This is a genomic window from Nocardia sp. BMG51109, from assembly GCF_000526215.1.
GTDB lineage: Bacteria > Actinomycetota > Actinomycetes > Mycobacteriales > Mycobacteriaceae > Nocardia.
Genome location: NZ_JAFQ01000004.1, coordinates 6,667,368 through 6,680,752, shown reverse-complemented (window position 1 = coordinate 6,680,752; position 13,385 = coordinate 6,667,368). Strand labels below are relative to the sequence as shown.

Annotated in this window: 15 protein-coding genes, 1 tRNA gene and 1 pseudogene; 10 read left to right on the top strand and 7 right to left on the bottom strand. The window is 65.4% G+C overall.

Annotated elements, in window-relative coordinates; genetic code table 11:
- Positions 1 to 3: 3 nt before the first annotated feature.
- From D892_RS0131515 to D892_RS0131505, 3 genes are all read right to left on the bottom strand, one after another.
- Positions 4 to 813, bottom strand: a complete 810-nt coding sequence (locus D892_RS0131515; RefSeq protein ID WP_024805067.1) for a tetratricopeptide repeat protein — start codon at positions 811 to 813, stop codon at positions 4 to 6.
- A gap of 185 nt (positions 814 to 998) precedes the next feature.
- Positions 999 to 1,199: a hypothetical protein gene (locus tag D892_RS0131510; protein ID WP_024805066.1), complete on the bottom strand. Its 201-nt coding sequence runs from the start codon at positions 1,197 to 1,199 to the stop codon at positions 999 to 1,001.
- Between the two features lie 73 nt (positions 1,200 to 1,272).
- The gene (locus D892_RS0131505; protein WP_024805065.1) at positions 1,273 to 2,271 is read right to left on the bottom strand and encodes an LLM class F420-dependent oxidoreductase; all 999 of its coding nucleotides are present in this window, start codon (positions 2,269 to 2,271) and stop codon (positions 1,273 to 1,275) included.
- A 285-nt stretch (positions 2,272 to 2,556) separates the two neighbouring features.
- Here D892_RS0131505 and mihF point away from each other — a divergent pair, with 285 nt between their 5' ends.
- Positions 2,557 to 2,871: an integration host factor, actinobacterial type gene (gene mihF, locus D892_RS0131500; RefSeq protein WP_024805064.1), complete on the top strand. Its 315-nt coding sequence runs from the start codon at positions 2,557 to 2,559 to the stop codon at positions 2,869 to 2,871.
- A gap of 101 nt (positions 2,872 to 2,972) precedes the next feature.
- A tRNA-Leu gene (locus D892_RS0131495) sits at positions 2,973 to 3,060 on the top strand.
- Between the two features lie 201 nt (positions 3,061 to 3,261).
- On the opposite strand, the gene D892_RS47180 is transcribed toward D892_RS0131495, so the two are convergent.
- Positions 3,262 to 3,417, bottom strand: a complete 156-nt coding sequence (locus D892_RS47180) for a hypothetical protein (RefSeq protein WP_156959761.1) — start codon at positions 3,415 to 3,417, stop codon at positions 3,262 to 3,264.
- Positions 3,418 to 3,658: 241 nt separating this feature from the next.
- Between D892_RS47180 and D892_RS0131490 the strand changes: the two genes are divergently transcribed.
- Positions 3,659 to 4,885 (top strand): helix-turn-helix domain-containing protein, encoded by a 1,227-nt coding sequence (locus tag D892_RS0131490; protein ID WP_198037030.1) that lies wholly within the window; start codon positions 3,659 to 3,661, stop codon positions 4,883 to 4,885.
- A gap of 28 nt (positions 4,886 to 4,913) precedes the next feature.
- Here the strand turns inward: D892_RS0131490 and D892_RS0131485 are convergent, their stop codons facing one another.
- Positions 4,914 to 5,504: a DUF5753 domain-containing protein gene (locus D892_RS0131485; protein WP_024805062.1), complete on the bottom strand. Its 591-nt coding sequence runs from the start codon at positions 5,502 to 5,504 to the stop codon at positions 4,914 to 4,916.
- Positions 5,505 to 5,539: 35 nt separating this feature from the next.
- Positions 5,540 to 5,773, bottom strand: a pseudogene (locus tag D892_RS49815) (integrase core domain-containing protein); the annotation flags it as partial.
- A 399-nt stretch (positions 5,774 to 6,172) separates the two neighbouring features.
- On the opposite strand from D892_RS49815, the gene D892_RS47175 reads away from it, so the two are divergent.
- The 7 genes from D892_RS47175 (at position 6,173) to D892_RS0131450 (ending at position 11,575) form a co-directional block, all read left to right on the top strand.
- Positions 6,173 to 7,030, top strand: coding sequence for a hypothetical protein (locus tag D892_RS47175; RefSeq protein WP_156959760.1), 858 nt, complete (start codon positions 6,173 to 6,175; stop codon positions 7,028 to 7,030).
- 45 nt (positions 7,031 to 7,075) lie between these two features.
- Positions 7,076 to 8,220 (top strand): IS3 family transposase gene (locus D892_RS0131465; protein ID WP_156959759.1). Its coding sequence is split into 2 segments (ribosomal slippage): positions 7,076 to 7,355 and positions 7,355 to 8,220, totalling 1,146 coding nucleotides; the frame shifts between segments, so codons are not numbered across the junction.
- 565 nt (positions 8,221 to 8,785) lie between these two features.
- The gene (locus D892_RS48020; RefSeq protein WP_198037029.1) at positions 8,786 to 8,929 is read left to right on the top strand and encodes a hypothetical protein; all 144 of its coding nucleotides are present in this window, start codon (positions 8,786 to 8,788) and stop codon (positions 8,927 to 8,929) included.
- Between the two features lie 111 nt (positions 8,930 to 9,040).
- Positions 9,041 to 9,193, top strand: coding sequence for a hypothetical protein (locus tag D892_RS0131460; RefSeq protein ID WP_156959758.1), 153 nt, complete (start codon positions 9,041 to 9,043; stop codon positions 9,191 to 9,193).
- A gap of 29 nt (positions 9,194 to 9,222) precedes the next feature.
- Positions 9,223 to 9,477, top strand: a complete 255-nt coding sequence (locus D892_RS48015; protein ID WP_198037028.1) for a hypothetical protein — start codon at positions 9,223 to 9,225, stop codon at positions 9,475 to 9,477.
- A 503-nt stretch (positions 9,478 to 9,980) separates the two neighbouring features.
- Positions 9,981 to 10,952 carry a nitroreductase family protein gene (locus D892_RS0131455; protein ID WP_024805057.1) on the top strand — a complete coding sequence of 324 codons (972 nt, stop codon included), beginning with the start codon at positions 9,981 to 9,983 and terminating at the stop codon, positions 10,950 to 10,952.
- 11 nt (positions 10,953 to 10,963) lie between these two features.
- Positions 10,964 to 11,575 carry a hypothetical protein gene (locus D892_RS0131450; protein ID WP_024805056.1) on the top strand — a complete coding sequence of 204 codons (612 nt, stop codon included), beginning with the start codon at positions 10,964 to 10,966 and terminating at the stop codon, positions 11,573 to 11,575.
- A gap of 37 nt (positions 11,576 to 11,612) precedes the next feature.
- On the opposite strand, the gene D892_RS0131445 is transcribed toward D892_RS0131450, so the two are convergent.
- Positions 11,613 to 13,346 (bottom strand): GAF domain-containing protein, encoded by a 1,734-nt coding sequence (locus tag D892_RS0131445; protein ID WP_024805055.1) that lies wholly within the window; start codon positions 13,344 to 13,346, stop codon positions 11,613 to 11,615.
- Positions 13,347 to 13,385 lie beyond the last annotated feature (39 nt).

The following is a 13,385-nucleotide window of genomic DNA, read 5'->3' as shown; positions in this document are numbered from 1 at the left end:
CGCTCAGGCCTGATAGGAACCGCCCGCATAGGCACGCCAGGCCCGAGCCTGGCCGGGATCGCCGCGGCGGTCGGCCACCTCGGCCAGGCCGGCCATGGCCCGCACGTCGCCGTGGTCGGCGGCGGTGCGCCACCAGTGTTCGGCCTCGGCGAACTCGCCCAGCCGGAACCGCAGCACGCCCAGATCGTAGGCGGCGCCGGCATGGCCGAATCCGGCCGCCTGCGTCCACAGCGCACACGCCTGCTCCACGTCGCCGCGGCCGTGCATCGCCGTGCCCAGGTCGTAGAGCGCACCGCGGTACCGGCTCTCCTCCGTCGGCGCGGCCACCGCGGCGACCTCCACCACCATCTCGGTGAAATCCGGCGGGCCGACGCCCGAACTGCAATGCAGCAGCGGATTTCCGGCGGCGGTGTGGTCCACGAGCATGCCGTAGTTGCCCGTCCACGATGCGGTCGTCCCCGCGGCGTCCATCCACACCGGGGTCAGCGTGAACGACGCGTCCGGTCCGGCGGCGCAGACCGTCACGCGGGCCCCACCGGCCATGGCATCGGTCCACACGTCCACCCCGCGCAGCCGGCGGCCCTGCAGCGCGACATGACCGCCGAACACCGACAATCCGATCCCGAGGCCCAGCAGGCCCGCCGGGGGAGCGGCGGAGTGCAGCGTCATGGTGAGGGCGGTGGGATCGGCGCCCAGCGGTGCGGAGTACAGGGGATGGACCGCGGTGCCGTCGAGGTCGACCGGCTCCGGACCCGAATACCGTTGTGCCAGTGGCGTTCGGTCGTAGGTGTGATACGGGGACGGCCCGGTCATCCTGTCCGCCTTTCGCCGGAAATGCTCGGGTGGTGCCGGGCATACGGTAATACCGGCTGCCGGGAAAAATCGATGCGCCGTCGGCAGTTTGCCAGAAAACGCGGCCGGCCGACAATCGAGCGGGGAATACGGCCAACCGGTCTGCACGAAATGCTTACGCGCATCCGCTGCAAGGATGTTCGGCCTCAGTCCTCGCTGCTCGTCCGGTTACCGAGATAGCGCAGCAGTGCCCGATCCTTGGAGACGATGCGGTCGACCTCCGTGCCGCCGGAGCAGTCGTAGAGGGCGACGACCACATGTCCGGCGCGGCGGCTGAGCACCCGCCAGACCGCGCCGGAGTCGGCCCAGCGCCGCAGGGTCGCGACGGCGTCGGTGTACTCGGTCACCGCCGGTTCTCCTTTCGATGAGAGCATGCCTTCTCATTGTGGTCCCCGGAAGCGACGGATGCCGACGGCGAAGTCAGCGCAGTGCGGGAATCACCTCCCGTTCGAACAGCTCGATACCGGAGGTGTCGTAGGCCGCCTCGGGGAAGTTGAGGATCGCGTAGCCGAGGCCGAGATCGCGCACGCGGCCGAGGTTTTCGACGATCTGCTCGGGTGTCCCGACCGCCCCCGACACGGCACCGCGGAACAGATTGTCAGTATATGCCCGGGCCTGTTCGGCGCCGAGGTAGGGGGCCAGCCGGGCGGTGAGCGCCGACAGCCGGTCCTCCACCTCCGCCTCCGTGCGGCCGATCGCGACATTGAAATTGGACGAGCGCACGATCGCGTCGAAATCGGTGCCGACCTCGGCGCAGTGCGCGCGCAGCACCTCCGACTTGTGGGCGAAGCCTTCCGGATCGCCGGCGAAGTTGGTGTAGTCGGCGTACTTCGCCGCGATGCGCAGCGTCTTCTTCTCGCCGCCGCCGGCGATCCACAACGGAATTCCGCCCTCCTGGACCGGCAGCGGCCGCACGATGGCGCCGTTCACCTGATAATGCTTGCCGTCCAGGGTGGCGGCTCCCGTGGTCCACGCCTGCCGGAAGATCTGCACGCCCTCGTCCAGGCGGCCCAATCGCTCACCGGCCGAGGGGAATCCGTATCCGTAGGCCCGCCACTCGTGCTCGTACCAGCCGCCGCCGATACCCATCTCGGTCCGGCCGCCGGAGATCAGGTCCACGGTGGCGGCCACCTTCGCCAGATAGGCCGGATTGCGGTAGGCCATCGCGGTACACATCTGCCCCAACCGGACGCGCGAGGTGACGGCGGCGAACGCCGACATCAGCGCCCATGCCTCGTGGGTGGCCTCCTCGGTCGGCACCGGCACCGTGTGGAAGTGGTCGTATACCCACAGCGATTCCCACGCATCGGCCGCGTCGGCGCGCTGGGCCAGGTCCCGCATCACCCCCCACTGCGCAGCGGGGTCGATGCCGACCAGGTCCAACCGCCAGCCCTGCGGGATGAAGATGCCGAAGCGCACGAATGTCTCCTTCATTGAGTGCCCCGGTCACGGCGGGTTTCGCCGCGACGCCGCAGTCCACTGTCGCGGCTGTGTGGTGCGGCGGCAACCGTTACGCGCTCGGTGCGCGAGATCGGCGGCGCCGCGCTCGGAAGTCTGGCAAATTACCCGCATCCACCGTCGTTCGCCGGGCCGAAACCCGCGCGACCCCGATTTTCCTCGCGGTGTGTCGAACCGCCACCGGGGCTTCGGTGATGTTCAATCGGTGCCGTTGAGGTTCCAGCGAACGAGCGAAAGGTAGTAGACATGGCACTTCCCACCATGACCGCCGAGCAACGCAACGCTGCGCTGGCCAAGGCGGCCGCGGTCCGCAAGGCGCGGTCGGAGCTGATCGAGGAGGTCCGCAAGGGCAAGGTCTCGCTGTCCGAGGTGCTGAAGCGTGCCGACAAGGAGGACCTGGTCAAGAAGACCAAGGTCTCGGCCGTGATCAAGGCCCTGCCGGGCATCGGCCCCGTGAAGGCGGCCAAGCTGATGGACGAGGCGGAGATCCCGGCCGACCGCCGGATCGGCGGTCTGGGTTCGCGCCAGCGGGCGGCCCTGCTGGAGGCCGTCAGCAGCTGAGTACTCGCGGCGGCGCTCAGCGCTCGGACCGCCCTGGCCAGCACCGACAACCGTGATTTGGCCCGCGCGGAATGATCCGATAACCTTGCTGAGCACCACCGGTCCGGGTGGCGGAATGGCAGACGCGCTAGCTTGAGGTGCTAGTGCCCGATTAAGGGCGTGGGGGTTCAAGTCCCCCTCCGGACACCAGTGTTAACCACCGGTCCCCGAACACTTGCGGTCGCCTATTTGTGTTCGTGTCGGTACCGAATCTCCAGCTGCAAAGCTTCGTACAATGCGGTCCGATCTGCCGGGCTTCCGTCCGACAGTACCTCCGTAATATCTCTATCGAGGTACTCGCGAAGCAGGCCAGAGGATCACGACCAGCGGCGTAGACACCCGGATCAGCCATCACCCTGGCCGGGCAACGAGTTGTCCCCCCTCTTCATGCAGCAGCAAGAAGCAGGCCGCCTCCACATGCACGACGCATGCGTCGGGCGGATGAAACCGGTGGATATGCTGCAGCTCCCGTGCCCGCACGACGGTCGGTTCCATCAGCGCCTCCACCGGCGGCACCGTGAAGGCCAGAGGGCGGTCCGGGGGAGCCCGTAGTAGGGTACCGGCCTGACCGTAAGCCCGGTTTTCGGGCCGCTACCGGCCGAAATCGGCAAAGCTTCTGAAAAATAGCCGGAGCCGTATAAGGTGCGTCCCAGGGGGTTGAAACCCCTTGACCGGCAACGGGTCCCGAGCGTTTCCGTCGATCTTGCGTAGGCACGTTCATCAGAAAAGAGCGGAGAGCAGGATGCACATGACAACCGGCGAGGTCATCCGCCGGATTCGTAAGTCGCTCGGGATGACCCAGAGTGAACTCGGGGCCGTTCTCGGTTACACCCAGCCCGCCATCTCGCAGCTGGAACACGACGGTGCCGCCGTGCACGATGTGCGGGTACTACGTCGTGTGGCCAAAGCGCTCCAGGTACCGCTTGCCATACTGGTAGTGGAGTCGAACGAGGAGGCGGACGTGCAACGGCGTCAGTTCTTCAAAACCGCGGCCCTCGGGGCAGGAGCAGCTGCTCCAGTGGCTGTCGGATCGCCGTCGCTCGGTGATCGTGCGTCCGCCACCGACGTAAAGATCGGCCCCAGCGACGTGGCCGAAATCAAGGCCACGATCGGTCAGCTCCGCGACCTTGACTGGGTTATCGGGGGCGATCGGCTGTGTCAGGTGGCTGCTGGCCAAGTTCGCTACATCGAGCAGCTGCTGGATATGGGCAGCTACACCGACGACATCGGCCGGGAACTGACCAGCGCGGCGGCCGAGATGATGACGGCGGCCGGCTGGATCTACTTCGATGCTGGTCGCCGGGAGGAGTCGCGGCAGTACTACGCGCGAGCGGCACAGGCAGGCAACGCCGCTGGCGACAACTTCGCCGTCGCCCAAGCCCTGCTCAATGCCAGCACGCTGGCCACGACAGGGGCCATCTCCTATGGCACCGGTTCTCGCCCCGGAGAAGGCGTCCGGTTGGCCGAGGCGGCACAGTCGACAGCGCTCAAACAGGGTGGTCCGCACCTTCGGACGCTTGTGGCGCTACGTGAAGCCGTGGCCCACGGTGCTGTCGGTGACAAGACCGCCGTTGGTGCAGCGACCAGTCGGGCCCACCGCGCATATGAATCCAGTCGCGGCCACGACCCGGAGTGGGTGTATCTGCCGGAAGTGGAAGTAAATGCCTTGACCGGTATCGCGTTCATGGCGGCCGGGGAGCACGAAGTCGCCGAGCAGCATCTGCACGCAGCTATCCGCGGTGGTGGTGGCGGGCCGTTCCAGGCACATACGACCGTCAGGTTGGCCCAGAACCACATCAAGGCTGGTGATATCGCTGAGGGTTGTGGGCTGCTGAATTCTCACTTCGACAAGATCACCAGTGTGGCGTCGACCCGCCTACAGGTCATCGTGGACGGCATTGCGCAAGACGTTCGGCCGCAAGCGAACGTGCCTGAAGTGCGCGAGTTCCTGGGGAGGGCCGGGGAGCGGGTATAGCAGCGAATGGCCGTGCTGTCCCGCGCGGTCAGCTGCCTCGATCGGTATCGTCAGTGAGCCGGCGGTACCGGTCCATTGCCGCCTGAATCAGTTCGCGGGCGTCGGTGCCGATCACGGCTTGCTCGGTGACGGCGGTGAAAGCCCGCTCGTAGAGCGCAACTTCCCGCGGTTGGGTGGTGGTCAGTTGTGCGGTGATCGTCTCGGCCTGGACCATCGTGCGATCGAAGAGGGTGAAGTTCATCAGCGGTATCCGGTAATCGGTGTCCAGCGGAACCACGCCGAGGACCATGCGCGGCAGGGTCATCGCCACCAGGAGCCGATCCAGTTGCTCCACCATCACTTCCGGACCGCCCACCACCGTGGGGAGGGCTTGCTCGCCGATGAGGAAGTGGAATTGATGCTGCCCTTGGTACAGCACGGTTTGTCGGTCCAGCCGTGCCGCTATCGACGCTTCGATGACGTTTGGCCCGCCGTACAGGGATTCGATGGTCTCGAGCACGCCACGGATGTAGCGCGGCGTCTGCAACAGGCCGGGAATCAGGCCGGGCTCGAACCAGCGGATGAGTCGGGCGTCGGCTTCCATCTTCGCCATGACGCGCTGCCACTGCGGAATCCGCATCCTCCTGAGGTTCACCCCGAACCGTGGACAGTTGGTTACGCAGCGTTCGCTGCGACTGTCGTGATGGACTGCTCGTAGCGTATGGGGCTGATGCCGCCGATCGCGGAGTGCCGTCTCGTAGTGTTGTACCAGTGTATCCACTTGTCGGCTGCGGCAACGAGTTCGGGCTTCCGGGTGAAGGTGTGGCGGTAGTAGAACTCGTGTTTCAGGGTTGACCACAGCGATTCGGAGGGGCTGTTGTCCCAGCATATGCCGGTAGCGCCCATCGACCGGCGAAGGCCGTGACGTTCGCAGGCTTTCGCGGTGAGGTGGGCGGTGAACTCGCGCTTTCGTGACCGAGCGCTCTATCTACAGGCTGAGCACCGTGCCGAGGCTATCCACAACAGTCGCCCGCCCACGGATATCCCATACCGGCCCGAGTCCCGCTGGATGGCACTTCGCCAATCCTGGGCGACCACGTGGCCACTCGCCGGAATCTTGGTCCTAACGATTGGATTGTTCTGGATGGCTGGTCTGACGCCGAAGTAGCTAGATCTGATAGCGTTCCTCACGATCTCCTCTTTCAGGAAAACGGCGGTCACCACAGCTGTGCACTCCTCGCCCTCACGGCGTAACCTGGCCAATATAATTCGGTGCAAGATGATGTCTGCTTAAGGTATCGTTTTGCAATGACTACGTGCACCCACCCGGCCTGTCTTGAGGAGCGCCCAGAAGAGCGGCTCGGTAAGGCGGCTGTGGCGGCACTACTAGGTGATCATGAACTTGATCGTGTTTGTCAAAACGAAAGGCCGGGACCAGTCGTCGACTACCGCTCGGCGAGGACTGCCGTAGAGGTCAAGGCGCTGAAGAATGGCGAGCTGGAAAAGCTGCGCGCCGCTATCGACAAGCAACCAAACCCGAGTCGGCCAATTGGCGTTCCGGGATTGAAGGAAACATGGTTCGTGCTGCCAGATGCGAGTGCCGCAGTAGGGGAGCGCTCCGAGTACGCTGGAACGCCGTCGGTCCGCGAGATTGAGACGCGACTAGGGCCGCTGCTGCTTGAGCTTGAACGGCAAGGTATCGACGACGCTTTTACCGCTCCCTGGGAATTACGCCATCAGATTTCTTCTATCCTCCACGGCGGAGCTTGCAGTGTATTCCCTACCTCCAGGTTAGCGCCGGGCATCCTCCTCGCTGGCCACCAATACGGTCACAGTTGTTCGTTCGATATCGATAGCGCAGTGCGGGATAAAATACAGGGCTGGGTCGATACTGGCTCAGGTAATATGGTCGAGTCTTTCGACGGAGAAAGCGCACAACACTGTGGAGTACTCGTGATACCACAAAGCGGCGCTGGGTTTTCAATTGGACGTTCGTTATCGGAAGACTTCGGCGACTTTGCGGTTGTGTCAACAAAGCCTCTGTCGCTTCCTGTGGGAATGGATATCTTAGTCACCGTGGCGGGTGATCAAGTGCTTGCCTTCACGCCGCCAGCCCAGTGGAGACGCATTTCATTAGAGCGGGGGGACTGCCCCCGGTTCGGTTGACTCCTGATCTGTGAGGACTTGGTCCTCGCTGGAAGGATGTTGGCTATGCCGAAGCCCTATCCGGAGGAGTTCCGCCGCGATGTGGTCGCGGTTGCCCGTCAGGGGGAGATCCCGTTGGCGCAGGTCGCGAGCGATTTCGGGATTTCGTACAGTTGTGTGAAGAACTGGATGAAACAGGCCGATATCGATGATGGACAGCGGCCGGCAACGACTGCCGAGGAATCGGCCGAGCTGCGGGAAGCGCGTAAGCGGATCCGGCAACTCGAGCAGGAAGCCGAGGTCATGCGACGCGCGGTCGGTTATCTGTCACGGGACGTCAACCCAAAATGATGTACCCGCTGGTCCTCGACCTGGCCGCGGACGGAATCCCTGTCGCGGTGACCTGCCGGGTACTCGGCTTCACCACCCAAGCGTTCTACAAATGGCGTAAAAACCCTGTGTCACAGCGTGACTGGGACGACGCACACCTGATCAACGAAGCGATGGACATCCACGCCGACGACCCCGGGTTCGGCTACCGGCTCATCGCCGACGAACTACCCGCCCGCGGCATCCACGCAGGAGAGAACCGGGTGGCTCGGTTGTGTTCGCACCAGCGGATCTGGAGCGTGTTCGCCAAGAAACGCGGTCTGCACCGCAAAGCCGGCCCACCGGTCCATGACGACCTGGTGGGCCGGGAATTCACTGCCGAGACCGCGGATGCGACGTGGCTGACCGACATCACCGAACACCCCACCCGCGAAGGCAAGCTGTATCTGTGTGCGGTCAAGGATGTGTTCTCCAACCGGATCGTCGGGTACTCGATCGACTCGCGAATGCAAGCGTCCCTGGCCGTGTCGGCGCTGCGCAACGCGATCACCGTCCGCCGCCCGGCCGCAACGATCGTACATTCGGACCGCGGCAGTCAGTTTCGATCTCGGAAGTTTGTGAACACGTTGGCGGCCAACGGTTTACGTGGATCGATGGGCCGTTGTGGTGCGTGTGGTGACAACGCGGCGATGGAGTCGTTCTTCGCGTTGCTGCAACGGAATGTCCTCGACAGGCGAACCTGGGCAACCCGAGCCGAACTGCGACTGGCAATCGTGCAGTGGATCGAGAAGACCTACCACCGCACCCGCCGGCAACGACGACTCGGACGCCTGACCCCGATCGAATTTGAGACAATAAACCAGGCCGCAATCGCAGCCTGACCGACTCACCCCGCGAGTCAACCAAAGTCGGGGCAGTCCCGGGTGGGAGAATAGTTGGTAACGCCAGTCGGCGTTCACGTCTAAGCTTGCCAATCGTCCCGCCGGGTCACTGGCGACATAGATGCCTGAACCCGCCACTGAGTCCTGCTCTGATGCTGACGGTGGTGGCGCCGGGGCCCAGGGCTTCCTCCACACGCTGGTAGCAGGAACGTTGCTATGGGACGAAAGACCCTATGGAAACCGAGGCTGAGCCCATAGGCTGGCTCGGCTCGGAAGATTCGAGCGTTGGCGAGAGGTACAAGCACACCGCGGTGCTCCGGTGAGCGTGACCACCCGCCGCTACCTAGTACTTCTTGCAGGGGTCTGGCTTGACAACGCGAGCTTGGACAGCCTTGGCGCGGGGGATTAGTTCGCCTCTCCTCGGCATGGATCGCGTCACCCAGACGTCGCATGCCGAAACGGCGCCAGGGGCGCTGACGGAGACGACTTCTGTTGTCCGGGGTGATGTTTCGGTGTTGCCTGGCCCGCTTCGTGAGGCTCCATGTTGCTTCGGATACGGAAGGAGGTGAGAGACATAGCAAAGGGAAAGGAAACGAGCGATAAGGCTGCCAAGGCGGCCTCCAAGGTGCTGCGTGATGGCCGTACCAGCAAGGATTCCAAGACGGCGGCTGGTTCGGCGCTTTCGCAGACGCCGAAAAAGAAGAAGTAGGCGCGTCGGGGCCGGGCGAACACCCGGCCTCCGACTTGTACTTTGCCGGACGTACGGCCGTGGTGCGGCGCAAACAACACATCCTGGGTCGAACGCAACTTCGGCTTCGGTGTGGCCGCGGCCTTCGGCGGACACACCAGCGGCAAAGCCGGCGGCAGCACCGTCACCTACATCCGCGCCTCCGTCGAGGAAGTTGCACTCGCTGTCGCCGTCCTGACCGGTGAACCGCATCCGCTCGTTCCCGACGACCACACGCACTCGTGACCAGATCAGCGACGAAGGAGGAAACGACCATGTCCGAGTTCGCTTCACTTGCCCCGGCGCGCTGCACAATTGAATCCGCCGCCCGAGCCGAAGCTGACAGCTGGTCGCTGGCCCAGCTCGAGGCTCTCACCGCACGGTCCACCCGGCAACGGCCAGCGGCCGATCCGATGCCGTGGTGGCGTCGGGTCGGCCGCGAAGCCTGGTGGGCGGTGACGATCGCGATGGCCGAGTTCCGGGCCACCAGGGTTCGCAAGCAACTCTCGATTGCAGAGGGTGCACGATGACACTGGATGCATACGACCTTGGCGACGGGCTTTCGGTCTTGCACCGACACTCGCTCGCCGGCGGTGCGGCCGTGCTGGCTGCCCTTGCGCTCTCTGCAGGAAGTCGCCGAGGCGCTTGCCGCCATGACAGGCGAGCCCCATCCACTTGCGGCCTGAGCTGGAGTTTTGCCGATCGGCCGTCAAGACGTTCGAGCTCGTCGGGTGTGTTGTGCTTGCCGAACGCAGTCGCCAGGCCGACGTTGCCTGAACGGCCCCGGAGGCCCAGCTCTCGGCCAATACGGCACGTTGGTTCGGCACCGACACCGTGGGTTGAGGTGCCCCGTCCCCCTCGGGCCAGCGTCGCCGACCGCGGCGGAGACCGGCGGAGGTTGGTTGGGGGACGGCCCGGCAACCGGTGACTTTCGGCCGTCCCGGTGCATACGGCCGCGCGCGATGCTGGTTCACATACGAACGACGAGCCGAAAATGTCGGCCGCGGCAGGTGGATCCTGAGAGGAACCGACGATGTCGAATACGCATCCCGACCGTGACACGGTGCATGCGGCGCTGGCGTTGGCTGTGCGGGCACCGTCGGTGCACAACAGCCAGCCGTGGTCGTGGCGGGTGGGGGACAGCACGGTGCACCTGTACGCCGACACCGGGCGGCATCTGCCCCACACCGACCCGGATCAGCGCGATCTGGTGTTGAGTTGTGGTGCGGCACTGCATCATCTGCGGATCGCGGCGCGGGTCCTGGGGTGGGAGGCGGTAGTGCACCGGTTGCCGAGCCCAGCCGATCCCGACCATCTGGCGGCCATCGAATTCCGGGCGGGCACACCGACACCCGACGCGGTGCGCCTGGCCCGTGCGATCAGCCGGCGCCGGACCGACCGCCGGCGCTACACCTCCTGGGAGGTTCCTTCGGCGTACCTCGCGACCATCGTGGTGGCCGGTGCCGATAGCGGCGTGCTGGTGCATGAGGTCGAGGACGGATTTGCGCGAACGCAATTGCTCCGGGCCTTCGAGCAGGCGGCGTGGGAGCACGCTCGCGACTTCTCCTACGGCGTCGAACTGGCACAATGGAGCGGCCGGCATGCGTCGGAGGAGGGTGTCCCCGCGCGCAACGCCGTCAAGACTGTCGATGCCACCGTGCGCCCGTTCTCGAATCCCGGTCTGCCGCAGGCGGTCGTTCGCGATACCGACTGCGCCGAGCGGATGCTGCTGTTGAGCACGTCCGCTGACGATCGGATGTCGCGCCTGCGGGCGGGCGAGGCTGCGAGCGCGGTACTGCTGACCGCGACGAGCCTCGGTCTGGCCACCTGCCCGCTGACCGAGCCGTTCGAGGTGCAGGGCATCCGGAATCGTATTCGCACCGACATCCTCGACGACAGCGCTTTTCCACAGCTGGCTATCCGGATCGGTTGGGCAGCAACCGGTTCCGGACCGCTTCTGGCGACCCCGCGGCGTCCGGTCGGCGACGTCGTCCATCCCTTGTAAGGCCGGAAGAGATGATCGAGATGGAACGGTATTCGTCGTCGGTACTACGGATATGGCGGATGACGCCGTGGATCCGCAACCCGTTGCTGCGCCCGTCGGATCGACTGGAGGGCGTGGTCCGCATCGTAGCCGTTGTCGTTGTCCTGGTGGCCATTCCGATGTGCGGGGCGATCGGCACCGCCCGCTACGGGTCGGCCGTGGTGGAGGCCCGGGCCGAGAATGCCGCGAAGGTCGAAGTGGCGGCGACGCTCCTCGACGACCCTGTGCTGGTCGCATCATCCACCACCACCGGGGTGTACGACGATCGCAACCACGCTGCGGTGCAGTGGAACCGGGACGGGCAGATCGGTGCGGCGACCATCGAGGTGGCTCGTACGGCCAAGGCAGGCGAGCGAGTGGCGCTGTGGCTCGGTCCCGATGGACGCCCGGCCGATCCGCCGTCGACCACGAGTGCTTCCGCCGCCTGGCGTGCGGTCGGTCTGGGCCTCGGCATTCTGGCGGAGATCTGGCTCGGTACCGCGGCGGTGGTCTGGCTGACCGCATGGGTATTCGGCCGCCGGCGCCAGGAGCGCTGGACGCGGGAGTGGCGGCAGATCAGTCGCCCGATCGGACAGGACCAGTAGTGACAACTCTGAACGAGGTGATTGCTGGGTGCGATTCTCAGTGCAGCGGCGCCGACCACCGCAGTCGAGTACCGCGGCGCTCCCCGGTGTCGTCCGCCGCTCCGGGCAGCGCCGAGAACTCGCCACCCAACGATTCGGCTCGCTGGGTCAGGTTGGTCAGGCCGCTCGGGGTGATGTTGTCGGGGATGCCGACGCCGTCGTCGGTGACGGTCACCGTGAGATTGTCGGCGACATCGATCTCGACGTCGATGATGTAGGCGTCTGCATAGCGGACGGCATTGCTGACCCCTTCGCGCACAACGGCTTCCGCGTGATCGGCCAGCCCGGGCTCCACGACCGACAGGGGTCCGGTCACGCGCAGCGAGGCCCGGATCTCGGTGTCGGCAGACTGTTGGTGGATGGCGGCCTCGATGCGCTGCCGCAGCCGGGTGCTCTGCGTGTTGCCGCTGTGCAGGTCGAAGATGGCCGTGCGGATCTCCTGGACCACGTCCTGCAGATCGTTGATCGAATCGGTGAGCCGCATACGAACCTCGGGCACCTTGGTGCGCGGCACTGTGCTCTGTAGCGCGAGACCGATGGCGAAAAGTCGCTGGATGACGTGGTCGTGCAGATCGCGGGCGATGCGGTCGCGGTCGCTGAGGATGTCGAGGTCGCGCATGCGTTGCTGCGTTTCGGCCAGCTGCATGGCGAGCGCGGCTTGTTCGGTGAAGGCCGCTGCCAGCTCCAATATTTCGTCGTCGTAGGGCGCAGTTTCGAGGGGGCGCACCGTAATCAGCACGCCCAGCGGCGCGTCCGGCGTGTGCAGCGGCAGTACCAGCGCCGGCCCGGCTTTGGGCAGCAGGTCGGCCAGGTCGGTCTGCTGCGCATTCTCCACACGCAGCGGGCTTCGCTGCGAAAACGCCTGCCCGACAAGTGCGTCGTCGACGCCGAGTGTCCGGCCGCGATACTCGTCGCCGAGACCCGAGTAATGGGTGACGGTCAACTCGGCGATCTCGTCTGCCGGGGTACCCGGTTCCTCGACGGTCGCCAGCAGCACCCGGTCGGACCGCGTCAGCTCGCGAGCATGGTCGACCAGGTGCGCCAGCACTTCGTCGGGGTCGGTGCCGGCGAGGAATTCGGTGGTCAGGTCGCGGGTGGCCTCGATCCATGCCTGGCGGGCGCGGGCGGACTCGTAGAGGCGGGCGTTCTCGATGGCAATGCCCGCGGCCGCGGCCAGCGCCTGCACGATGAGCTCGTCGTCCTCCGTGAACGGGTGCCCGCCGGACTTCTCGGTGAGATACAGGTTGCCGAAGATGGCATCGCGGATGCGCACGGGAACGCCGAGAAAGGTGCCCATCGGAGGATGGTTCGCAGGAAATCCCACCGATGAGGGATGGTCTGCGAGGTTGTCCAGGCGGATCGGTTTCGGCTGGCTGAACAGCAGTCCGAGCACGCCGTGCCCCTCCGGGAGGTGGCCGATCAGCTCGCGAGTGGGTTCATCGATGCCCTCATAGATGAATTGGGACAGCTGCTCCTCGTGCCCGCGGACCCCGAGCGCGCCGTAGCGGGCATCGACGAGGCTGGTAGCGGTGTGCACGATGGTGCGCAGGGTCTCGTCGAGGTCGAGGCCGGAGGTGACCGCGAGCATGGCATCGACGAGGCCGTCCATGCGGTCGCGGGCGTCGATGATCTGCTCGACACGGTCCTTGACCTCGGTGAGGAGCTCCCGCAGCCGCAACTGGGAAAGCGTTCCCGCTACCGAGTAGGAACCGGCCCCTGAATCGTCAACCATCTCGGCAATCCTGTGCTCCGGGCGGAAACCCGCTTCTGC